This is a genomic window from Agrobacterium sp. 22-214-1, assembly GCF_053522465.1.
Map to the genome: position 1 here is coordinate 440,203 of NZ_JBNWCK010000001.1, position 22,484 is coordinate 462,686.

At 59.2% G+C, this 22,484-nt stretch carries 22 protein-coding genes and 1 tRNA gene; 11 read left to right on the top strand and 12 right to left on the bottom strand.

Features of this window, described 5'->3' with window-relative positions; all coding sequences use genetic code 11:
- Positions 1-26: 26 nt before the first annotated feature.
- Positions 27-899: an ATP-binding protein gene (locus tag ACQZ5G_RS02235; RefSeq protein WP_003524963.1), complete on the bottom strand. Its 873-nt coding sequence runs from the start codon at positions 897-899 to the stop codon at positions 27-29.
- Positions 900-1,105: 206 nt separating this feature from the next.
- Between ACQZ5G_RS02235 and yajC the strand changes: the two genes are divergently transcribed.
- The 5 genes from yajC to ACQZ5G_RS02260 all read left to right on the top strand — a co-directional run bounded on the left by yajC (position 1,106) and on the right by ACQZ5G_RS02260 (position 5,972).
- The gene (gene yajC / locus ACQZ5G_RS02240) at positions 1,106-1,453 is read left to right on the top strand and encodes a preprotein translocase subunit YajC (RefSeq protein WP_003524964.1); all 348 of its coding nucleotides are present in this window, start codon (positions 1,106-1,108) and stop codon (positions 1,451-1,453) included.
- A gap of 80 nt (positions 1,454-1,533) precedes the next feature.
- Complete coding sequence (gene secDF, locus ACQZ5G_RS02245) at positions 1,534-4,107, top strand: protein translocase subunit SecDF (protein ID WP_269827690.1); 2,574 nt, start codon at positions 1,534-1,536, stop codon at positions 4,105-4,107.
- Entirely contained in the window at positions 4,107-4,499 is a 393-nt protein-coding gene (locus tag ACQZ5G_RS02250) for an Mth938-like domain-containing protein (protein ID WP_003524967.1), read from the top strand. Before secDF ends, ACQZ5G_RS02250 begins: the two co-directional genes overlap by 1 nt.
- Before the next feature lie 23 nt (positions 4,500-4,522).
- A complete protein-coding gene (locus ACQZ5G_RS02255; protein WP_448736847.1) occupies positions 4,523-5,368 on the top strand; it encodes a phytoene/squalene synthase family protein in 846 nt (281 codons plus the stop codon).
- Between the two features lie 145 nt (positions 5,369-5,513).
- Complete coding sequence (locus ACQZ5G_RS02260; protein ID WP_003524973.1) at positions 5,514-5,972, top strand: hypothetical protein; 459 nt, start codon at positions 5,514-5,516, stop codon at positions 5,970-5,972.
- Positions 5,973-5,992: 20 nt separating this feature from the next.
- Here the strand turns inward: ACQZ5G_RS02260 and ACQZ5G_RS02265 are convergent, their stop codons facing one another.
- The 3 genes from ACQZ5G_RS02265 to lipB all read right to left on the bottom strand — a co-directional run bounded on the left by ACQZ5G_RS02265 (position 5,993) and on the right by lipB (position 8,882).
- Complete coding sequence (locus tag ACQZ5G_RS02265; RefSeq protein WP_448737071.1) at positions 5,993-6,928, bottom strand: DMT family transporter; 936 nt, start codon at positions 6,926-6,928, stop codon at positions 5,993-5,995.
- An 88-nt stretch (positions 6,929-7,016) separates the two neighbouring features.
- On the bottom strand, positions 7,017-8,084 hold the full coding sequence (locus tag ACQZ5G_RS02270) for an NAD(P)-dependent alcohol dehydrogenase (protein WP_448736848.1): 1,068 nt from the start codon (positions 8,082-8,084) through the stop codon (positions 7,017-7,019).
- A gap of 66 nt (positions 8,085-8,150) precedes the next feature.
- Complete coding sequence (gene lipB, locus ACQZ5G_RS02275; protein ID WP_448736849.1) at positions 8,151-8,882, bottom strand: lipoyl(octanoyl) transferase LipB; 732 nt, start codon at positions 8,880-8,882, stop codon at positions 8,151-8,153.
- Positions 8,883-9,071: 189 nt separating this feature from the next.
- Here lipB and ACQZ5G_RS02280 point away from each other — a divergent pair.
- Positions 9,072-9,156, top strand: a tRNA-Leu gene (locus tag ACQZ5G_RS02280).
- Positions 9,157-9,354: 198 nt separating this feature from the next.
- Here the strand turns inward: ACQZ5G_RS02280 and ACQZ5G_RS02285 are convergent.
- Entirely contained in the window at positions 9,355-9,600 is a 246-nt protein-coding gene (locus ACQZ5G_RS02285; RefSeq protein WP_448736850.1) for a hypothetical protein, read from the bottom strand.
- Between the two features lie 216 nt (positions 9,601-9,816).
- On the opposite strand from ACQZ5G_RS02285, the gene ACQZ5G_RS02290 reads away from it, so the two are divergent.
- A complete protein-coding gene (locus ACQZ5G_RS02290; RefSeq protein ID WP_448742656.1) occupies positions 9,817-10,242 on the top strand; it encodes a PAS domain-containing protein in 426 nt (141 codons plus the stop codon).
- A 76-nt stretch (positions 10,243-10,318) separates the two neighbouring features.
- Here ACQZ5G_RS02290 and ACQZ5G_RS02295 read toward each other — a convergent pair whose 3' ends face one another.
- On the bottom strand, positions 10,319-10,486 hold the full coding sequence (locus ACQZ5G_RS02295; protein ID WP_003502827.1) for a Thivi_2564 family membrane protein: 168 nt from the start codon (positions 10,484-10,486) through the stop codon (positions 10,319-10,321).
- 111 nt (positions 10,487-10,597) lie between these two features.
- Here ACQZ5G_RS02295 and ACQZ5G_RS02300 point away from each other — a divergent pair, with 111 nt between their 5' ends.
- Positions 10,598-11,023 (top strand): OsmC family protein, encoded by a 426-nt coding sequence (locus ACQZ5G_RS02300; protein ID WP_448736852.1) that lies wholly within the window; start codon positions 10,598-10,600, stop codon positions 11,021-11,023.
- Between the two features lie 3 nt (positions 11,024-11,026).
- Here the strand turns inward: ACQZ5G_RS02300 and ACQZ5G_RS02305 are convergent, their stop codons facing one another.
- Genes ACQZ5G_RS02305 through ACQZ5G_RS02315 form a run of 3 tightly spaced genes read right to left on the bottom strand, consistent with a single transcriptional unit; the run spans position 11,027 to position 14,141 of the window.
- Entirely contained in the window at positions 11,027-11,521 is a 495-nt protein-coding gene (locus ACQZ5G_RS02305) for a peptide deformylase (RefSeq protein WP_448736853.1), read from the bottom strand.
- Positions 11,522-11,538: 17 nt separating this feature from the next.
- A complete protein-coding gene (locus ACQZ5G_RS02310; protein ID WP_448736854.1) occupies positions 11,539-11,841 on the bottom strand; it encodes a hypothetical protein in 303 nt (100 codons plus the stop codon).
- Complete coding sequence (locus tag ACQZ5G_RS02315; RefSeq protein ID WP_448736855.1) at positions 11,841-14,141, bottom strand: FdhF/YdeP family oxidoreductase; 2,301 nt, start codon at positions 14,139-14,141, stop codon at positions 11,841-11,843. Before ACQZ5G_RS02315 ends, ACQZ5G_RS02310 begins: the two co-directional genes overlap by 1 nt.
- Positions 14,142-14,534: 393 nt before the next feature.
- Here ACQZ5G_RS02315 and mgtE point away from each other — a divergent pair, with 393 nt between their 5' ends.
- Together mgtE and ACQZ5G_RS02325 are read left to right on the top strand one after the other, a co-directional pair.
- Positions 14,535-15,962, top strand: a complete 1,428-nt coding sequence (gene mgtE, locus ACQZ5G_RS02320) for a magnesium transporter (protein ID WP_003524988.1) — start codon at positions 14,535-14,537, stop codon at positions 15,960-15,962.
- Positions 15,963-16,034: 72 nt separating this feature from the next.
- A complete protein-coding gene (locus ACQZ5G_RS02325; protein WP_003524989.1) occupies positions 16,035-16,421 on the top strand; it encodes a MerR family transcriptional regulator in 387 nt (128 codons plus the stop codon).
- Between the two features lie 199 nt (positions 16,422-16,620).
- Here the strand turns inward: ACQZ5G_RS02325 and ACQZ5G_RS02330 are convergent, their stop codons facing one another.
- Positions 16,621-17,586: a heparan-alpha-glucosaminide N-acetyltransferase gene (locus ACQZ5G_RS02330; RefSeq protein ID WP_448736856.1), complete on the bottom strand. Its 966-nt coding sequence runs from the start codon at positions 17,584-17,586 to the stop codon at positions 16,621-16,623.
- A gap of 69 nt (positions 17,587-17,655) precedes the next feature.
- A complete protein-coding gene (locus tag ACQZ5G_RS02335; RefSeq protein WP_003524993.1) occupies positions 17,656-18,348 on the bottom strand; it encodes a DUF599 domain-containing protein in 693 nt (230 codons plus the stop codon).
- A 503-nt stretch (positions 18,349-18,851) separates the two neighbouring features.
- Between ACQZ5G_RS02335 and cobU the strand changes: the two genes are divergently transcribed.
- Positions 18,852-19,373: a bifunctional adenosylcobinamide kinase/adenosylcobinamide-phosphate guanylyltransferase gene (cobU, locus tag ACQZ5G_RS02340; RefSeq protein ID WP_448736857.1), complete on the top strand. Its 522-nt coding sequence runs from the start codon at positions 18,852-18,854 to the stop codon at positions 19,371-19,373.
- 6 nt (positions 19,374-19,379) lie between these two features.
- Here the strand turns inward: cobU and ACQZ5G_RS02345 are convergent, their stop codons facing one another.
- Complete coding sequence (locus tag ACQZ5G_RS02345; protein ID WP_448742657.1) at positions 19,380-22,415, bottom strand: TonB-dependent receptor domain-containing protein; 3,036 nt, start codon at positions 22,413-22,415, stop codon at positions 19,380-19,382.
- Positions 22,416-22,484 lie beyond the last annotated feature (69 nt).

A 22,484-nucleotide genomic window follows, 5' to 3' on the forward strand; every position in this document is an offset into this window, starting at 1 on the left:
GCGTTTCGCCCGATGTCACGGTGGCGTTATCTGTCGAGCGGTTTTCTGAGGCGGCCGGCGGCGTCCTGAATATATTGCCAGGCGACACGGCCCGAGCGGCCGCCGCGCGTGGTCGCCCATTCCAGCGCCTCGTGATGCAGCGTTTCGCGGTCCAGACCCAGATCGAAATGCGCCGCATAGCTGTCGATCATCGTCAGGTAATCTTCCTGGCCGCATTTGTGGAAACCGAGCCACAGGCCGAAACGGTCCGAGAGCGAAACCTTCTCCTCCACCGCTTCCGAAGGGTTGATGGCGGTGGACTGCTCGTTTTCCATCATGTGGCGCGGCAGAAGATGGCGGCGGTTGGATGTCGCATAAAACAGCACATTGTCCGGCCGGCCTTCGATGCCGCCGTCGAGCGCCGCCTTCAGCGATTTATAGGCCGTATCGTCATGGTCGAAGGAGAGGTCGTCGCAGAAGACGATGACGCGATGGCCGGAGGCTTTCAATATGTCGAGCAAAGCGGGCAGGGTGTGGATGTCCTCGCGGTGCACTTCCACCAGTTTCAGCGAAACGCCGCTTGCCGCGCGCACATCTTCGTGAACGGCCTTGACCAGCGAGGATTTGCCCATGCCGCGCGCACCCCACAACAGCACGTTATTGGCGGCAAAACCCTCCGCGAAACGCAGCGTGTTTTCGTGGAGAATGTCGCGGACATGGTCAACACCACGGATGAGCTTCAGGGCGATGCGGTTGGGGCGGGGAACCGGCTGGATAAAGGAGTTGACTGGCGCCCAGACGAAACAATCGGCCGCATTCCAGTCGTTTACGGCGGGCGCCGGCCCGGCCAGACGTTCCACGGCGATGGTGAGCCGGCGCAGTTCTGAAAGAAGCAGGGAGGCCGTTTCTTCTCGAATCATGGTGTTTCTTCCGCTTGTCTGGTGTTCAAAACTCTGTTTTGCGCCCGGCCTAGCATGGCGTTTCAGGCCCATAAAGGTTAAGAGGTCCGGAATCGGTACGGCGTGGGCCCTGCATCTGTTGCAATCCCGGCGTTCCCCACTATATTCCGGCGGCTTGAAAGCTGGGGCGGCATCCAAGGTCGTGCCGTAATTCTGAGGAGTTTTATATGTTCATTAGTCAAGCTTTTGCCCAGGACGCAGCGGGCGGCGCATCGGCCTTCGGTTCCGGCCTTGAAATGCTTTTCCTGTTTGCGCCGCTCATGGTGGTCTGGTACTTTTTCCTTATCCGCCCGCAGCGCGCGCAGATGAAGAAGCGCCAGGAAACGCTGACCAATATTCGCCGTGGCGACCAGGTCGTTCTCGGCGGCGGCATCGTCGGTAAGGTGACCAAGGTCATCGATGACAATGAACTCGAAGTCGAAATCGCCGAAGGCGTGAAAATCCGTGCCGCCCGTGCCTACATTGCCGAAGTGCGTGTGAAGGGCGAAGTGGTCAAGACGGAAGCCGCTTCCTGATCCTGCCGGATTATCGAATGCCCGATTGCGAATTTTGACGGGTTGCGCAAAGCGCGACCCCAACCCTGACCGAGATCGAAATGCTTCATTTTTCCCGTTGGAAAACAGTCTTCATCTGGCTGCTTGTGCTGGCAAGCGTCTTCATCGCCTCTCCCAACCTGTTTACGGACAAACAGCTGGAGGGCATGCCTGCCTGGTACAAGGACAACAAGGTAACGCTCGGTCTCGACCTTCAGGGCGGTTCGCACATCATGCTCAAGATCGAGCGTTCCGACATCGTCAAGGAACGGCTTGAAACGATTGTCGGCGATGTGCGCACACAGCTTCGCGACGCCAACATCCGCTATTCGGGGCTCACCGGCAACGGCCAGCAGATTCAGGTCCGCATCAGCGATCCCGCTCAGGTGGAAGCCGCCAAGAACGCGCTTCGCGACCTGACGCAGCCGGTGTCCGCCGGCACGCTGGTCGGCGGCTCCATCACCGAAGTGACGATGAATGACGGCGGCGACAATCTGCTCAGGCTCAACCTGACGGATGAAGGCATCGACTACCGCCTGTCATCCGCCGTTTCGCAGTCCATCGAAGTCGTGCGCCGTCGCGTTGACGAAGTCGGCACCACCGAGCCGCTCATCCAGCGTCAGGGTTCTGACCGCATCATCGTGCAGGTGCCCGGCCTTCAGGATCCGCAGCGCCTGAAGTCGCTTCTGAACCAGACGGCAAAGCTCTCCTTCCGCATGGTCGATACGACGATGCCGGTACAGGAAGCCATGAACGGCCGTCCGCCCGCGACCTCCGAGGTTCTCTATTCGCAGGACGATCCGCCGGTTCCCTATCTGGTGGAACGTCGCGCGCTCGTTTCCGGCGACAATCTCGTCGACGCGCAGGCAAGCTTCAACCAGCAGACCAACGAACCCGTCGTTACCTTCCGCTTCGACAGCCGCGGTGCGCAGCGCTTCGCGCAGGCGACGCAGCAGAATGTCGGCAAGCCTTTCGCCATCGTGCTCGATAACCAGGTCATCTCCGCGCCTGTCATCCGCGAGCCGATCATCGGCGGTTCGGGACAGATTTCCGGTAACTTCTCGGTGCAGGGCGCCAACGATCTCGCGGTTCTGCTGCGCGCCGGCGCGCTGCCGGCCACGCTGACCGTGGTTGAAGAACGCACCGTCGGCCCGAGCCTCGGTAACGACTCCATCACCGCCGGCCTGACGGCAAGCGCCATCGGCGCGGTCGGCGTCCTCATCTTCATGTTCGTCTTTTATGGCTTCTTCGGCCTGCTGGCGAATATCGCCCTCATCGTCAACGTCGTAATGCTGCTGGCGGTGCTGAGTGTGATCGGATCGACGCTGACCTTGCCGGGTATTGCCGGTATCGTCCTGACCATCGGCATGGCCGTGGATTCGAACGTTCTGATCTATGAGCGCATACGCGAGGAGGTGAAGAGCGGCAAACCGCTGATCCAGTCACTGGATAACGGCTTCACCCGCGCATTTGCGACCATTATCGACGCCAACCTGACGACGCTGATCGTGGCAAGCGTGCTGTTCTACATGGGCACAGGCCCGGTGAAGGGCTTCGCAGTCACTCTGGCCGTCGGTATCATCACCACCGTCTTCACGGCCTATACGCTGACGGCATGGATGTTCGGCTACTGGGTTCGCCGCAGCCGCCCGAAACACCTGCCGAAGGGTGTCCGCACCGCCATGTTCGACGGTCGCGACATTCCCTTCATGCGTTATCGCCGCGTGGTGTTCATGATCACCGGCGCCATCATGCTCGCCTGCGTCGGCGGTTTCGTGGCCAAGGGTCTGAACCTCGGCATCGATTTCCAGGGCGGTTCGGTCATCGAAGTGCGCGCCAAGCAGGGTGAAGCCGATCTCGCCGATATTCGCGATCGTCTGAACCAGCTCAATCTGGGTGAAATCCAGGCGCAGAATTTCGGTACGCCGCAGGATGTTCTCATCCGTATCCAGGCGCAGGACGGCGGCGAAAATGCTGAGCAGTCCGCCATCACCATGGTGCGCGGCGAGCTTGAGGACAAATACGACTTCCGCCGTGTGGAAGTCGTGGGTCCTGCCGTTTCCGGCGACCTGACCGTTACCTCCACCATCGGCGTTATGCTCGCCATGGCGGCGATCATGGTCTACATCTGGGTTCGCTTCGAGTGGCAGTTTGCACTCGGCGCGGTCATCTCCATGGTGCACGACGTGGTCTTCACTATCGGCCTGTTCGTCTTCCTTGGGATAGAGTTCAATCTGACCAGTATCGCGGCGATCCTTACGATCATCGGATATTCGCTGAACGATACCGTGGTCATCTACGACCGTGTCCGTGAGAACCTCAGGCGATACAAAAAGATGCCGCTTTCCATGATCATCGACGTGTCGCTGAACCAGACTCTGTCGCGTACGATCCTTACCGGTCTGACCGTACTTCTGGCACTGCTGGCACTGTATCTCTTCGGCGGCGAGGTCATCCGTTCCTTCACCTTCGCCATGCTGTTCGGTGTCGGTATCGGCGTGTTCTCCTCGGTCTACATCGCCGCTCCGGTGCTGATCGCCTTCAAGCTGCGTCCTGATAGCAAGGATGCGGAAGACGAGAAGGACGACAAGAAAGAAAACAACACCGGCGCCATTGGCGGCAAGCCTGCCGTCTGATGGCCGGCGGGATTGAAATACGCCCGGCCCATTTTCCCGGCCGGGCGCCCATCGATGCCTATGGCAATGGCGGGTTCCGTTTTGCCGACATGTCGCATCGCGGTTCGCTTCTGCTCCTGCCTTCGGGCATCTACGGGTGGGAGCCTGTCGATGCGAAAGAACTGACGGTCGGACATTTCGAAAAGGTTCTGGCGGAAGCGCAGGATATCGAAGTGCTGCTGATCGGGACGGGCGACGGCATGCGGGTTCTGCCGAAGGAATTGCGCGCCGCCTTCAAGGAGGCGGGCATTTCGGTGGATCCGATGAGCACGGGTGCTGCCGTGCGCACCTATAATATCATGCTGTCGGAATCGCGCGCCGTGGCCGCGGCGCTGATCGCCGTCGAAGGCTGACAGGACGTTTCGCGCGGGGAACCATGGCACCCACAGAAAATCTCGACGTCTGCCTCGCGACGCTGCGCGATACCGATCGCGACCGCTATCTCGCCTGTCTTCTGTCGCCTGCCGACAGGCGCAATGCGCTTGCCGCGCTATACGCCTTCAATGCCGAAATTGCCCGCATCCGCGATTCCGTGCGCGAAGCGCTGCCCGGCGAGGTGCGCATGCAATGGTGGCGCGATCTTCTCGACGGTAATCCACATGGCGACAGCCAGTCGCACCCGGTGGCCGCAGCGCTTTTGACGACGATCAAGCACTATCGCCTGCCGCGCCCGGTTCTGGCCAATATGATCGAGGCGCGTATCTTCGATCTCTATGACGACCTGTTCGAGGATCGCAATGCACTGGAAGGTTATGCCGGAGAGACCGCATCCGCATTGATCCAGCTTGCAAGTCTCGTGCTTTCCACTGAAGACGCCGCATCCAGCGCGGAAGCGGCAGGTCACGCGGGCGTGGCGCAGGCCATGGCGGGCATGCTGTTGCTCATGCCGCTGCACCGGCGTCGCGGGCAGGTCTATATTCCCGCCGATATGCTGGCTGCGGCCGGGCTCGACCGCGAAACATTTCTTGAAGGGCAGGACAGGCAGCGCATCGGCATCGCCATCGAAATTTTCGCGGCCCATGCGCTGGATCATATCGAGAAGGCGAGACGCGCGAAGATTTCGAAAAATGTCTTTGCCGCCTATCTTCCCGTCGCCCTGTCCGGGCCGGTCATCGCTGCCGCGAGAAAGGCGGGGAGCGGCGTATTCGACGGCGACCTTCAACTGTCGCAGCTTCGCCGGCAATGGCTGCTGGCAAAGGCTTCCTTCCTCAAGCGTTTCTGATGGCACGGATCGCGCCAGGCGGCGAAACGACGTCGATCCCGCAAAGCCACACTTCACACAAGCCTCGGTCTATATGAACCTGAACCGGGTTCGCATCGTTTCGATTCGCGAATCTTGATGTTTCGATGCTGAGGGAGCGTCCCGGATGAGTATTGCGATCTGGATTATCGTTTTCGTGCTGCTTTCGGTCTTCGCTGTTTATGCCTGGCGCATGACGCGGGCGACGGATGAGGATAACAGTCATGATGTGGGGCAGGCGATCATGGATTTCGCCCGCGCCTTTCCCAATGAGGCGATCAGAAGTCTGCATATGACGGCGGATGGCGGCGCAGCCTTCGTGCGGCTGCACGACAACAAAGCCGGCTTCATGCGCAATATGGGATCGCATTATGTGTGCGTGATGATCGATCCCGAGCGCATCCGGGTCGAAAGTCTTGAAAGCGGCGACGGTTTCGTCGTCACCTTCTTCGATATGCCGAAATATAGCGGCTCATACCGGTTCAAATCGGCCGGAGAGGCGGCCGAGGTTTCCCTCTGGCTGCTCGGCAGTCTCGTGGAGGCGCAGGACCATCACGACGAAGGCCCGCTGCCCTCGAACGGTTGAGGCACGTCAGGTGTCGGCTGTCACTGCCCGTCAAGCGGCGGGACCGCACCGGCCTGCTGGCGCTCGCGCCAGATGATGAACAGGCCGGATGCGACGATGATGAGAATGCCGAGCCATTTCGACGGCGTCGGGAAATCCGAAAACAGCGCATAACCGAGAATCGTCGCCGAGATGATCTCGAAATACTGGAATGGCGCCAGCAGAGAGAGCGGCGCCAGCCGGAAGGCCCTGACAATCAGCAGGTGCATGTAGCCGGATATCGATCCCAACAATACGAGCAGGGCAAGGGCGAAGCCGGATTGCGGCAGCGAGACGGCAAAATCCTTGTCGCCAAGTGCGTCGCCGGCGAGGAGTGCGGCCCCCATGAACACGGTTCCCGCAATGCCGGACATTGTCTGCATGACCAGCGGGCTGTCGGCATCGCCGATGGCGCGGTTCAGGAAGAGGTAGAGCGTATAAAGAAAGGCGCAGGCGACCGGCAGGAGCGATGTCCAGCCGAAGATTTCGAAACTCGGCTGAATGACGATCAGCGCGCCGCCGAACCCGACCGCAATCGCCGTCCAGCGCTTCCAGCCCACCTTGTCGCCGAGGAAGAGGGCCGACATCATCGTCAGCATGAAAGGCTCGACGAAATAGATCGCGAAGACATCGGCGAGCGGCATGTATTTGACGGCGGCGAAGAACATCAGGCTGGCCGAGGCGTGCAGGACGCCGCGCAGGCAGTTCATCCACGGCCGTCTGGCGCTGAACAGCGCCCTGGGTGACACCACGAGCAGCAGCGGCAGGGTGCAGAGCACCTGGAAAAAGAAGCGGTAGAAGGTCACCTGCGCCGGCGACATGCCGCCGCTCACCGCCATATATTTGGCAATCGCATCCATGACCGGCAGCACCAGCATGCAACCCGCCATGATGGTCATGCCCTTGGCGATATCGTTGAAACCGGTCTGGCTGGTCATGGATCGGGGAGTCATGGGTCAGGCTGCGCTTTCGACCAAAAGGTCCGACGGGAGAGGGGACGCCCGCAAGGTCGCCCCCCTTCCGGGGTCAGGCGGCCTTCTGGCGCGGCAGGCTCTTCATATCAATGACGAAACGATAACGCACATCGCTTTTTATCATGCGTTCATAAGCGTCGTTGATCTGATCGATATCGATCATCTCGATTTCGGCGGCGATGCCTTTTTCGGCGCAGAAATCCAGCATTTCCTGCGTCTCGGGAATGCCGCCGATCATCGAGCCGGCAAAGGTCTTGCGGCCGGGAATGAGGCTGAAGGCCATAACCGAGAGCGGCTTTTCCGGCGCGCCCACCTGCACCAGCGCGCCGTCACGTTTCAGCAGCGCCAGATAGGCGTTGATGTCATGATCGGCGGCCACGGCGTCGATGATGAGATCGAGGCTCGAAGCGGCGTTCTTCATCTGCTCGGCATCGCGCGAAACGATCACCTCGTGTGCGCCAAGCTTTTTCGCATCTTCGGCCTTGCCCGGCGACGTCGTGATCATCACCACGGTTGCGCCCATGGCGTTGGCGAGCTTGACGGCCATATGGCCAAGACCGCCAAGACCGACGACGCCGACACGCTTGCCGGGTCCGGCATTCCAGTGACGCAGCGGCGAATAGGTGGTGATACCCGCGCAGAGCAGGGGTGCTGCCGCCGCCGGATCGAGGCCTTCAGGAATGTTGAGGACGTAACGGTCATCGACGACGACGTGGGCGGAATAACCGCCGAGCGTATGCGCGCCGCCGCCCATCGCCTTGTCGGGCGAATTATAGGTGCCGGTCATGCCGTTTTCGCAATATTGCTCCAGACCCTCGGCGCAGCTTGCGCATTCCCGGCAGCTATCGACGATACAACCGACGCCGACGCGGTCGCCCGCCTTGAACCGGGTGACCTGTGAGCCCACCCGCCCGACGCGGCCGATGATTTCGTGGCCGGGAACGCAGGGATAGAGGGAACCCGGCCATTCGCTGCGGGCAGTGTGGATATCGGAGTGGCAGACGCCACAGAATTCGATCTCGATTTCGACATCGCGCGGGCCGGGATCGCGACGCTTGATGGTCGCGAGCTTCATCGGCGAAGAGCCGTCATCGCAGGCATAGGCGGACGTAGTGAACATGATCGTTCCTCCTCTTGTGGTGATCGATGCTGGAAACACCGGCCTGCGGCAAAGGTTGCGGTGGGATCAGCCGCTTGCGCCGGTTTCGGGCACTGCCTCGCCAAACACCTCCTCAAAGGCCTCGCGCAGCAGAACGTCGACGTCGCCGATCATAACCGGCAATCCAAGATCGACAAGGCTGGTGACGCCATAGGCGCTGATGCCGCAGGGAACGATGCCGGAAAAATGCGAGAGGTCTGGATCGACATTGATCGAGAGCCCGTGGAAGCTCACCCATCTGCGCAGCCTGATGCCAAGCGCCGCGATCTTGTCCTCGGCCATGCCGCCATCGGGAAGCAGCGGTTTTTCCGGCCGCCGGACCCAGACGCCGACGCGGTCCTCGCGCCGCTCGCCACGCACATTCATCTTGTCGAGCGTGCGGATGATGACATCCTCCAGCGCCGCCACATAGGCGCGGACATCCTGCCGCCGCCGCTTCAGGTCGAGCATCACATAGACGACCCGCTGTCCCGGCCCGTGATAGGTATATTCACCGCCACGACCCGTGGCGAAGACGGGAAAACGCTCCGGTTCTATAAGATCGGCGGCATCGGCGCTGGTGCCGGCGGTATAGAGGGGCGGGTGTTCCAGAAGCCAGACGAGCTCGTCTGCTTCGCCGCTGGCGATGGCGGCGACTTCACGCTCCATTTCCTCAATCGCCTGCTCATAGGGGACGAGGCCTTCCGAGATTCGCCAGCGAACGGGCGGCGAACCGGGGGCGGGCAGCATGTTTGTCTCGATATCGGTGCGTGTGAGCATGAAAAAGTCCTTTCCACAGCCTTCTCGCAAAATGGCGACAAGGCCGCAACCCCAGCATTTCCGGGCTTCCTGCATATAGGATGGTGCGGTGCGATTTTTAATTTCAAAAAACTGTCACGACGCTCTTGTGCACCGAAAATCCTTTTGCTACATGCACCCCCGTCGGCGCAAGTCGACGCCTACCACGATGCGGTCGTGGCGGAATTGGTAGACGCGCAGCGTTGAGGTCGCTGTGGGGCAACCCGTGGAAGTTCGAGTCTTCTCGACCGCACCAAAGAAACCCGCTTCGGCGGGTTTTTTCTTTTTTAGCCAGTCGTTTAGCTTGCTCTCTGTTTTCTGTCCCCGGTTCGTTGGACCGTATTGGATGTGTCCCAAACCACACCAATCTGCTTTATCCCGCAGCCAGAGCGCCATGAATTAACGGCGGCAAATTATCGACCTGCCGCCGTTCAAATTGAATGGACGAGGTGGATCAGCGTCGGTTGCGCTGGCCGTCACCGACACGGTAGGGGTCACCATCCATGACCTGATCCATGCGCCACTCGTTTCCACGATATGGACTATGCCACGTCTGGCACCCGGCCAGAAAGACGGTTGCGGTCAGCAATCCGAAAGTGAGGGCGGCTCGCACCATATTGAACTCCTTCGACATCTCATCACAAGCCATGTAGGCGCAGGCAGGTGATTTTGCGATGCCTCTTCGAAATTTATCGTCCATTTCGGAACCCTGGAGCACGTCCGGTCAAAACGGAATCGTGGGGCGTGCTCTATCACTTTGTTTTCTCGCATTCCCAGACGTAAGACCGCTACGCACTTTTACTGGAAATGCTCTAGCTGGATTCGGTCATCGTCAAATTTCGGTGGATATCGATGCACGCTGCAGTAGCCGTGCGGTTCCCCCCACAAAAACGAGGGGTGGAATATTAGAGGTCCGATGTTAGCTTTTGTCAGGAAAATATGTCTGGGGGTTTTCGTGCAGGGGGACAAGACGGATTCAGACAATGCGCTTGGCTATTACATGTGGAGTATTTCCGATAACAGGCTGATCATGGATGCGGTCACCGCGGAATGTCATGGGTTTTCGGAGCCAGTTGCGTCGCGTGGGGTGACGATCGAGGAGATTCTCGAAAGAATCGATGTCGAGATGCGCGATCAGGTGGCGCAGGCCATTTTTGAAAGCATCACTACCGGTGTATTTTTCGACCAGTGCTACAAGGTCAATCTGCCGGACGGGTCGGACCGGTGGATCGTGGCGAAGGGCAGAGCGATTTTTGATGCCGACAATACGCCGTTTCTGGGTATTGGCAGCGTTCGGGATATTACCCTGAAAAAAACCTATCAGTTCGAGCCTCGGCAATAGCGACCGGACGGGTGAAAACCGTGCATAAAAAGAGGCGGCTTTCGCCGCCTTTTTTCGTCTGCACCGTGCGGGGACATCAGAAGACGGCGAGATATTTCAGCAGCGAAATAATGCCGATGATGATGACGATCACCTGTGCGATCTGTTTCGCACCGCCGCCGACCGGCAGTCGCGCGATAAGCCACAAGACGAGCACAATCACCAGGAAGGTGATCAGAATGCTGACGAGCGTAGATGTAACCATATGTCCCAGCTCCCTTTTCAATCAATACTCAACGGTCGTTCACCGTTGCGTGAGTAAAAGCGCGAGGCTAATTTTGGTTCCATCGGGTGAAATCGCGGTGTGAGGTCGGGCATGAAACAGTTCAGGGTTAAAAAGCGGCCGACGGGGGCTGTCGTCACTCTTGGCCGTCTTGGGCATCCCGATGTCGTCACCGCCACCGGAGGCGCCCTGACGGTGGTGACGGCGGCCTCGGAGCCGGGTTTCAATCCGCTCGATCTTCTTTATTCGTCGCTGTCGGCCTGTCTGGCGCTCAGCGCCCGGATTGCGGCGAGCCGCATGGGCGTGCTCGACCGGTTCGAAAAGGTCACGGTGCATGTATCCGGCGAAAAGGCTGAGGAGGAGCCGTCGCGGATCGTGCGTTTCGATGTCCGGATCGAGATAAAGGGGGATTTCGATGAGGCCACGCGCAGCGCCATCGCCCATATGGCCGAGGATATCTGCACCGTCAGCAACACGCTGAAGGGCGATGCGGAGTTTGCGCTGTCGATTACCGGCTGACCATCAGGATTTCCGGGATTTTTCCCATTTTTTCACCAGCCGGTCGCGCTTGAGCTTCGAGAGGCGCTTCAGCCAGAAAATGCCGTCCAGCTGGTCGATCTCGTGCTGGATGCAGATGGCGTGAAATCCCTCGGCGGTCTGTCGGTGTTCGCCGCCGGCTATGTCCTGAAATCTCACCTCGATTTCGGAGGGCCGCTCCACTTCCTCGGTAAAGCCCGGCATGGAGACGCTGCCCTCCATATGCCGCATGGTGTGCGTGGATTGGCCGACGACTTCAGGGTTGATGTAGGTAAGCACGGTTCCCGGTGTCAGCTCCAGCACGAAAACGCGCTGTTTGACGCCGATATGGGCGGCGGTGATGCCGACGCCGGGTGCGGCGCGCATCGTGTCGATCAGGTCTGTCACCAGCTCCTGCAATTGCCCGTCGAAAGCCGTGACCGGCGCGCAGATTTCGGACAAACCGGGATGGGGGTAGGGCAGGATCGGCCTGATTGCCAAGGAATGCTCCGTTCGTTTCAAATCCGCAGGGACGCCGCCGCAAGGGCCTGTCCTTCTTCGGTTGCCTCCAGAAAGCTGCGCTGGGTGCGGGCATCGCGTTTTGTCACCCGCACGAAACGTGGAGACAGGGCAGTGATTTCGCGCAGAATGAGGGCGTGCGCAAGCCCCAGCCGGTTGGCGATGCTGCGGCTGTCAGCGGCGATGTTCAGATAAACCGAAAGAAGGATCGCTGCACCCGTGCCGGTCAGCGCCTGTGAGGCGCTTTCCTGAACCCGCTCCACCGCCGCCATGAACGCCGCAGTGGATTGCTCCTCTTCCATCAGGAGGCATCCCGGCGCAGGCGAACGGAGACGAGCACCGATTTCGATGTCGGCGTGAAACTGCCTTCGCCATAGCTCGACAGCGGCACCAGCACGTTCAGTTCCGGATAATAACCGCCGACGCTGCCCTGCGGGATATTATAGGGCACCAGCCGAAAATTCTTTGCGATGCGTTCCACGCCGTCGCCATATTCGCCGATGACATCGACGCGCTGGCGGGAATGGGCGCCGAGCGATTCCATGTCCTTCGGATTCATGAAGATGACGTGGCGCTCGCCATAGACGCCGCGATATCGGTCATCCATGCCGTAGATCGTGGTGTTATACTGATCGTGGCTGCGGAAGGTCTGCAATACGAACAGGTCATCGCGCGTGAGCGCCTGCTGGTGTTCAGTCTGTTCGGGCAGCGGACCGCTATAGAAGGTGGCCTTTTTCGCCGGCGTGTTCCATTCCCGTTCGGCCGCCGCATTGCGCAGATGAAAACCGCGCGGCACGCGGACGCGCTCGTTGAAATTATCGAAACCGGGAATGACCCGCTCGATCATGTCGCGGATGAGATCGTAGTCATCGGCAAGCGCCTTCCAGTCGACATGGGCATTGCCAAGCGTCGCCTCGGCGATGCCGGCGACGATGGCGACTTCCGAACGCAGTTCATCCGAGGCCGGCGGATTGATGCCGCCGGAACCGTGCACCATGCTCATGGAATCTTCGACCGTGACGATCTGCGAGCGGCCGGCCGAATTGCGGTCGATTTCCGTTCGGCCGAGACAGGGCAGCACGAAGGAGGTTTCGCCCGGCACCAGATGCGAATGGTTGAGCTTGGTGGCGATGTTGACGGTCAGCTTCTGCTTTTCGAAAGCCTTGACGATCAGCGGGCTGTCGGGCGTTGCGCGCATGAAATTACCGCCGAGCGCGATGAAAGTCTGAGCCTCGCCGTCCAGCATCGCAGCGACGGCTTCGACGGTATTGTGGCCGGGCTTGCGCGGCATGGGGACGCCGAGTTCCTTTTCCAGCGCGTCGAGAAGCGCTGGCGGGGCCTTTTCGTCGATACCGACGGTGCGGTCCCCCTGCACGTTGGAATGGCCGCGCACCGGGCAAAGGCCGGCGCCCGGACGGCCGATATTACCGCGCAGCAGCATGAAATTGGTGATCTCGCGAACGATGATGACCGAATGCTTGTGCTGGGTGACTCCCATGGCCCAGGTGGCGATGACGGAACCGGCATTCATGTAGATACGGGCGGCGTCCTCGATTTCCGCGCGGGTGAGGCCGGACTGGTCGAGAATGCTTTCCCAGCTCGTCGCATCGACGGCAGCGCGATAGGCCTCGAACTCCGCCGCATGTTCGGAAATGAAGTCGTAATCGATGATGGCGGGTTCGCCCGCTGCCCTTGCAGCATCGTCGGCGGCGAAGACCGCCTTGCTCATGCCGCGCACGGCCGCCATGTCGCCGCCCTGGCGCGGCTGGTAATAATTGGTGGCGATGCGGGTGCTGCCGCCGGTAATCATTTCCACCTTGTCCTGCGGGTCGGCAAAGCGCTCCAGCCCCTTTTCACGGATGGGGTTGAAGACGGCGATGCGGGCGCCGCGAAGGGCGGCGCGGCGCAGGTCGCCCAACATGCGGGGATGGTTGGTGCCGGGATTTTGCCCGATGACGAAAATGGCGTCCGTCTGCTCGAAATCCTCAAGCAAAACGGTGCCCTTGCCGACGCCGATCGAAGCCTTCAGGCCGACGCCGCTCGCTTCGTGGCACATGTTGGAACAGTCGGGGAAATTGTTGGTGCCGTAAAGCCGGACCATCAATTGATAGAGGAAGGCAGCCTCGTTGGAGGCGCGGCCGGAGGTATAGAACTCCGCCCGGTCCGGGCTGTCGAGACTGTTGAGGATGCGGCCGATTTCGGCGAAGGCATCGTCCCAGGAGACGGGCAGATATTTGTCGCTCGCCCGGTCATAACGCATGGGATGGGTGAGGCGGCCCTGTTTTTCCAGATCGTAGTCGGACCAGCTGCTCAGTTCGGAGACGGTGCGGCTGGCGAAGAAATCCGGCGGCACTCGGGCTTCCGTCGCCTCCCATGACACCGCCTTGACGCCGTTTTCGCAGAACTCGAAAGAGGAGCCATGTTCCGGGTCGCCCCAGGCGCAGCCCGGGCAGTCGAATCCGTCCGGCTGGTTGGTCTTCAAAAGCGTGCGGGCGCCGGAAATAGGGGCGCCGGATTCGAGAAGGCGTTTGCCGACGCTTTTGAGTGCGCCCCAGCCGCCTGCGGCGGTCGATGCCTTGCCAATGAAGTCCGTCTTGCTCATGGTCCTGATTCCCGGAATCTGTCTTCTCGTGCCCGCCTGTCGGCGTTTGCCGTTTGTCAAATGCCTATCCAGAAGCGCCGTTCCACGCTGCCTGTCAATGTCTTAATTGTGCATTGCGGCGAAACCTTTGTTCGCCCGTTCGACATTTGAAACGGGAACGGCGTAAAGGGGGTGGGCGTTGTCGCAAAACAAGCTGCAAAGCCTGGCTAAACATGTCTATAGCCGCTCGCCGTAGCTAAGTCTGCGAACCGGAAGAGGAATGTTGAATGGATTTTTCGCCGCAGCCGGAGAGCTTGTTTATTTGCCGCTATCCGGTTGTTGACAATAAACCTTTTAACGCCATTCTGCCTGCGCATCCGTGCACTGCGGCATTTGAATACAAGGGGACGCCAGATGACAGACCGTGACGACGATCCTGTCGCGCCCGAGGACATGAAGCCTGCGGAAGCGCCCTCCGATATTTACGCAGAAGACGGGTCCGTCCGCTCGGATTTTCTGACGATGGTGGGCGCGGCGATCGCTGACCGCGATCTGCTTTTCCTGCGCAAGAACGTGGCGCGGCTGCACGAATCCGAACTCGGCGACCTGCTGGAATCCATCCTGCCTGAACAGCGCCATGCGCTGGTGCGCCTTCTCGGTTCCGACTTCGACATGACGGCGCTGACAGAGGTGGATGAGGGCATCCGTCTCGATATCGTCGACCAGATGTCGAACGAGCAGATCGCCGCCGGTATCGGCGAGCTGGATTCGGACGATGCCGTCTATATTCTCGAGGATCTCGACGACGAGGACCGCGAGGATATTCTCTCGCAACTGCCGTTCACCGAACGTGTGCGGCTGATGCGGGCTCTGGATTATCCGGAGAGTTCGGCCGGCCGCCGCATGCAGACGGAATTCGTGGCCGTGCCGCCGTTCTGGACCGTGGGGCAGACCATCGATTATCTGCGCGAGGAGGAGGAGCTGCCGGATTCCTTCACGCAGATCTTCGTCATCGACCCCACCTTCAAGCTGGTCGGTGCGCTCGATCTCGACAAGGTGCTGCGCGCCAAGCGTCAGGTGAAGATCGAAACGATCATGCACGAGACCAACCACTCCATTCCGGCGGAAATGGACCAGGAAGAGGCCGCGCAGCTTTTCGAGCAATATGACCTTCTCTCCGCCGCCGTGGTCGACGACAACGGCCGACTGGTGGGTGTCCTGACCATCGATGACGTGGTGGACGTCATTCAGGAAGAGGCCGAAGAGGATCTGCTGCGCCTTGGTGGTGTCGGTGACGAAGAACTGTCGGACTCGATTGCCAGCACGTCCCGTTCACGTGTGCCCTGGCTTGCGGTCAATCTCATCACCGCCTTTCTCTCCGCCTCCGTCATCAGCCTGTTCGATGCGACGATCCAGCAGATCGTCGCGCTGGCGATCCTGATGCCGGCGGTGGCCGGCATGGGCGGCAATGCCGGATCGCAGACCATGACGGTGTCGGTGCGGGCACTTGCCACCAAAAGCCTCGATATTCACAACGCCGCGCGCATCATCCGGCGCGAGGCGGGTGTGGGTATCCTGAACGGCATGCTGTTCGGCTGCGCCATCGGCATTGTTGCCGGCATCTGGTTTCAGGATATCCATATCGGCGGCATCATCGCCACGGCCATGTGCCTCAACATGCTGGCGGCGGCGCTGGCGGGGATTCTCATTCCGCTGGTGCTCGACAAGTTCGGGGCGGACCCGGCGGTCTCTTCGGCGGTCTTCGTCACGGCGGTCACCGATATTGTCGGCTTTTTCGCCTTTCTGGGGATCGCGACCTGGTGGTACGGTATTTCCGGGTAAGGCCAGGCGGGCGAAAATTGACTTTTACGTGAAGGTCAAATAATATCATCCGGTTATGAATCGGATAGGCCCTTGGACAAGTATTATAGCATAACCGAACTGACACGCGAATTCGGTGTTTCCACCCGTACCTTGAGATTTTACGAGGACGAGGGGCTGATTCACCCTGAGCGTCGCGGGCGCACACGGCTTTTCAGGGCTGCGGACCGCCGCCTCATACAGGAAATCCTGCGCGGCCGCCGTATCGGTTTCACGATCTCCGAAATTCGCGAAATCATCCACGTCTACAAGGAACCGCCGGGCGAATCGGGCCAGTTGGTGCTTCTGATGAAGAAGGTCGATGAAAAGCGCGCCGAGCTTCGGCAAAAACGCAAGGACATCGAAGAGACGCTGGCGGAACTCGACAATGTCGAAGAAGCCTGTCTGACGCGGCTTGCCGAAATTGGCGTGGGGACGTGAACGAAATTTCGGGCGATATTCGCGCTGGGTCATCGTTTAAGAATTAATATGTCTCCTCCGTCATCCTCGGGCCTGTCCCGAGGATCTGCTACGGTTCAATTTTTGGAAACGGGGATAGGTCCTCGGGATAAGCCCGAGGATGACGCCGAGTGCGGATGGGAACGCTCGAAAACGTCGGCTCGATTTGGCCCACTCGTACCTACTGCGCCTCAACCGTGCACTGCTGCGCCACCTCGCTTACCTTCGTCTGCTGATCGGCGCTGAGCTTGCCTTCCATCATCGTGTCGAACAGGTTTTCCGCCTGCAGCTTCTCCAGCGTGCAGCCGCAGAAACGCTGGCACAGTTCCAGCCCGTTCGCCTGCTCGACGCAGCTCTTTTCACAGCTCGATTTGTAAAGCTCGACCTGATCGACAGGCGGGGGCGGGGCGATGAGTGACAGCGTGTAGACGAGGCCGATCAGCACCGGTTGGTGGATCAGGTAAAAGGCAAGGCTGTGACGGCCGGCGCCTGCGATCAGGTTGCGAGGCGAACTCGGGCTTCGAAAGCGGTCGAGCCAGTCGCGCGGTGTGACGAATTGCGACACCGCAAGTCCGGCGAGGAAGGGCGCAAGCCAGGGCAGCAGCGGCACATAATCGTTCGAGCGGGGCGGCATGGTGGAAAAACCGATCCAGGCCAGCCATTTTGCGTTGAACAGTTCCGATTGCAGATAGTGGGGCAGGATGAAAGCAAGCACTGCAAAAAGCAGCGTCACGGCCGCGGGTGCTCGCAGGAACAACAGCCCGACAAGGCTTGCGGCGGCGATATTGTGCAATATGCCGAAGAAGATGAAGCTGTCCGGAAAGGCGAAATAGGTGGCGACGGTAATGAGCAGGGCCGAACCGGCCACCATTGCAAAACGCTTACCGAAAGACGGCCAGTTCAGACCCTTGCCATGGGCGAGAAACAGGCTGAAGCCGGCCAGAAACAGAAACGAACTGGCGATGCCGCGCGCATAGAGCTTCCACAGGCCGGTCGTCGCCGTGCCGGGTTCGAGATAGCCGAAATATTCCAGATTCCACGTGAAGTGGTAGGACGCCATGGCGATGAGGGCCAGCCCGCGCAGGGTGTCGAGACCGCCTATGCGGCCTTTGCGGCGGTTTTCGTTTGCGGCTGCGTTCGTGTCCATGGTTTCCGTTTTTCAAGCTTTCGGGGAGGCCGGTATCACGCTGGGCTTGGCCCTTGAAGTGCGGCTATTTCAAGGCCTGTTTTCTTCCATGATGGCGCGTCGCGCTTCGGAAAAGAACTGGCGGCGTAATAGCGCCACGATGATGATGACCGTGCTGGCGATGAAGACATAGGGGCTGATGAACCAGCCGAGATAACCGATGGACAGAAAGATGGTCCGCAGGCCGTCGTTGAAGTTCTTAGCAGCGATGATGTTCATCTTTATGACGTTTTCGGCCGCCCGCTCCGCCGCCTCGCGATCGGCGCCGACATCGTGGACCATGGGAATGGCGCCGAACAGGATGGTGCAATAGTTGAACAGGCGATAGGACCAGCCGAATTTGAAGAAGGAATAACCGAACAGGCAGGTCAGCCCGATGACCTTCAGTTCAAAGGCCGTGCGCCCGGCATAATGCACGAAAGGCATGTCGCGAAACACCGATTCGACCTGTTCGGTCGCGCCCAGAAGGGCGAAACATCCGCCGATGGCGAAGATGGAGGTGGAAGCGAAAAAGGCGGTGCCGTTCTGCAGGCCGGCCATGATCTGCGTGTCGATCATCTTCAGGTCGCGCTTCAGCGAATTCATGATCCAGTCGCGGCGGCGCTCGGCCATGGCCTGATTGAGGCTGGCTCTCGAAAACAGCCGCGTTCCCGTCGTGACATGGGTATAGACGGCCCATAACAGGATGAAAACGACGATCGAGATATAGTCCATGACGGTCATCATGGGCAGGCCACCTTGCTGTTTGCGAATCTTCGAAAGCATATTGATTTGAAGGCCATGGCAAGGCAATGGCGGCGGCTGCCGTCACTCCATATTCTCCTTTGGCGTTGCGGTTTCATCATTCGGTTTTTCGCTAACTTTCCGGTAACCAAGTCGCTTTATCAATCCAGTCGCGGACGACAGGTCTGCCGGTTCCGGATTAAGGTTTTGCGTCCCGGTTCCGCTTGGTTCTTTGCTAACGGCAGGGACCGATTGACAGGATGGCCGTTCGCACCTAGCCTTTCATCAGGACCGGTGTTTCCGGTATCCGGAGTCGCCAAGGCTGATATGCCCCGCATCCTGCAGGCAGGTCTTGTTTTCTCCGGCCCGGTATCAGCGGCAGTCCGGCATGAGCAACCGGGGGACGCCTTTTTCTACGAATCGTTCCCTTCGTGTCTGCCTGTCCCTGGCTTGCGACACGGCGAAGATGCCGGTCCGCTTCATTCTCTTCCTTCAGGTTTTAGATGACAGATAAAAACCGCTCCGTTTTCATTCTTGGCGGCGCGCGCTCCGGCAAGTCCCGTTTTGCGGAGGAGCTTGCGGGCAAGTCCGGTGGAAGCCTGCATTATCTGGCCACCGGCCGGGCATGGGATGACGAGATGCGCGACCGCATCGTCCATCATCAGGCGCGGCGCGGCGGCGAATGGACCACGCATGAAGCGCCCGTCGATATTGCCGCCGTGCTGGAGCAGCTCGACGCGCCGGAAAATGTCGTTCTCATCGATTGCCTCACCCTGTGGCTCACCAATCTGATGATGGAGAATGCCGATATCGAGGCCGCCTTTGCGGCGCTTGAGGCGGCGATTGTATCGGCTCGGGCGAGGCTGATTTTCGTCTCCAACGAAGTCGGTCTCGGCATCGTCCCGGAAAACCGCATGGCGCGGGAATTTCGCGATCACGCCGGACGCCTGCATCAGCGAATCGCCGCCATTGCCAGTGAGGTCTATTTTGTCGCCGCCGGTCTGCCCCTGAAGATGAAGGGCTAATCGTGCTTAGAACTTCATGGTGAGGGACGCTTTGAATGTCCGTCCTGGACCCGGCATCATGCTGAGCGACAGGGGATCGATGTAGTAGCGGTCGAACACGTTTTCGATGCTGAATCCGGCGGTGGCGTTTTCGCTTATCTTGTAGGATGCGGATAAATCGAAGAGCGTCACCGGCTGGTAGAATAGCTGTGTCGCGACGCCTCCGAAATTGTTCCAGGGCTTGTCCAGTTTCGTGATCGGCGCGCTCGTGTGGGTCACTCTGGTTGCGATTTCCAGAGCCTCATCCAGGAAACGCGCTCCGAAGGTTCCGGTCAATGTGTATTGGGGCGGGTTTTGCGCGTTCGTGAAGGAGCCGGAGAACCCGCCATCGACGCATCCGGGTATGTTTTTCAGCCTGCTGTCGGAGGACATTGTCCTCATGAATTGCGCTACATCGGGTGCGCATGTTGTGGCTGAGAGATTGTATGTGGCCGAAACATCCGTGAAGAACGCTCCATTGTCGTATGTCGCCTGGAGTTCCAGTCCCTTCACGGTAAAGGAATCGGCATTATAGAACGCATTATTGTACTGGCGCGCCAGTCTCCTGAGCGCCGGATCTCTGTAGGAGCCCTCATTATAATATTCGTGTCGGGTGATGTAATCCTTGGTTTTGTTATTGAAGTAGGAGAGGCGGGCCATGAAACTGTCGCCGCCTTCCAGAAGATTTTCCATTTTGGTCGACACGCCGAATTCGAGGTTGCGGGCCTGTTCTGGTCTCAGATCGGCAGGCACCGCGGCCGAAGCGTTGCCGACCATGGATTCCGTGAGGCTCGGCATGCGAATCCCGTGGGTATAGGCCGCGTGAAGCTTCCAGCCATCGAAAACTTCGTAGCTGCCGCTGAGACTGGGCGCAAAGCCTGAGTTGCGACGCCGCAGATTGTCATAATATATGGTTCTTTTACCCTCGCTGGACCATTGATCACTCTCGACCAAAGTGAGACTGTCATCATAGTCCAAAGAAGAAAGAGATGTTATTTCACTGTCATCCCCCGCATGTCCAACGGGATATCCTTTGCCATCGGGCATTTTTCGCGGATCGGTGGCATCGGTATAGTTCCCTTCGGCATCGGAATACCAGAACGCATTGCCGCGCGGCACTGGGCGTGTCTCTAGCGGAAGAGAATAATCATACAGGTACCAGCCGTTGCCGTCCGGAACCAGGTTGCCGTCGCCATCGACCAGGAAATCATACTCGGTTTCGTTTTTGTAAAAATAGAGCGATTTACGGTTGATCGTATAAGTCTCTTCTTCACGTCTTTTGTTATGATCGTAGGTCTTGAATTTGGTGAACCTGCCGCCGAGGCTGATGTCCAGGCGCTCGTCCGGTTCCCAGGTCACTGTGCCGAAGCTGTCGAACTGCTCACGGTCCGCCTGCTGATGAAAGTTTCCGCTGACCTGTCTGCCATTGGTTTCGCTGGGGGCGTCCGAGGGCGGGAAAAGCTTCTCGAAGCGCAGCGCCGCACCATAGTTGATTTTGAACTGTCCAATCTCGGTGTCGACTTTGGATGTGTTGGCGATATCAACCGAAGTCGTCTCCATGATACGTGACGCGCCGTAAAAGCGTTTGTAGCACCGCTCCGAGAAAGGATCGTCGTTGCATGCGGGCCGATCGCTGGGCGTCTGGCTCGATAGCGTCAGATAGCCGTCATAGGCCAGATGCGAATAGGCGAAATTGGCTGTCAGATCGATGAGGTCGTTGTCTTGCGGGTTCCACCTGTATCGTGCCGTTACGCTATCGCTGTTGACCGTCGAGGGATCCCATTGCGGGATGGAGCCTGTTGAGTTTCGCAATATTTGCGAACTCATGATCTCGCCCATGCGACCATTGAAATAGCGATAGCCGAGATCCAGTGTGTGATCCTCGAGCGGACGCAATGTCAGCTTGAACAGGGCGGATTCCGTCTGGCTTGAGGTATTGAACACCTCGCCGCCATCCGGGTAGAGCTTTGCGACCGAGTTTTCCTCTCTTCCATCCTGGAATATTCGATATTTGTCGCGGCCCTTGCTGCCGGCGAAGTAATTGCCATTGTGACGTTTGGCATAGGCGCCGACCACGTCGAAGTTTTCCTGGCTGAGTGCGAAGGCAGCGCTTCCATTGCCCGTTTGCGGTTCGAAAAACGAGTTTCTGTCGGTATTTTCCGGCGCATTGAAAGTATCGGGCAAAGACGCGCTGTTGGAAGCGACGCTTCCCCTGAGCCTCACGCCGATTTCGTTGCCCTCTATCAGAATATCCTCCGGCCGGATCGTCGACATGGCTATGGTGCCGCCGATGGCGTCAAGGGCGGGAGAGGGGCCTTTGAAGACGCTGACCGAGCTTATCAAATCCGGATCGATATAGTTTCTTTCCTGACGCCCGGCATAACCGCGATAGACATCGATGCTGTTTTCCGCACCGTCGACGGTCACCTTGACCCGCTTTTGCCCTTGCAGGCCGCGAATATTGGGATCGATGCCTCCGCCTGTCCGCGCTTCGCCGGTATAGACGCCCGGAATTCCTTTCAGAATATCGGAAGGGCTGGAGCCGGTCATCCGGCTGATCGTTTCCTCATCCACGAAGTAAGCGCTTTGCGCCTGATCGTAGGCCGCGGTTTTTTCCCCGTTGAAGCGGCCAAATCCTGCGCCTGACACAATGATTGGTTCGAGTTCCGTGCCTTCCGCCTCTACCGATGCCTGGGGTGTGGCGGTGATGGTGACGACCCTGTCATTCAGGAAACGGTATTGAAGTCCGGTGCCCCGCAAAAGGCGGCTTATGGCTTGCGAGGGTGTGAAGGAACCCGAAAGGCCGGATGTGGTTCTTTCTCTGACGAGCGAAGCTTCGATGCCGATCTGTAAGCCGAGGCGTGCTGCCAGCGCGTTGAGAGCCGTGGATAGTTTGCCGGCGGGAATTTCGACTGTTATGGCTTTACTTGGCGTTTGCGCGGTCGCAGGCGGCATCACGCACAGGCTCGCGCCGCTATAGAGGGCCGCAGCCAGCATGCCGCGCATAACGATCTTTCTCTTCATATCCCCAATCCCCAGCAAATCCGATAAAAAAGGTTTGTCGGGGAGCTAGACGAATGAGCATCGGGGTTT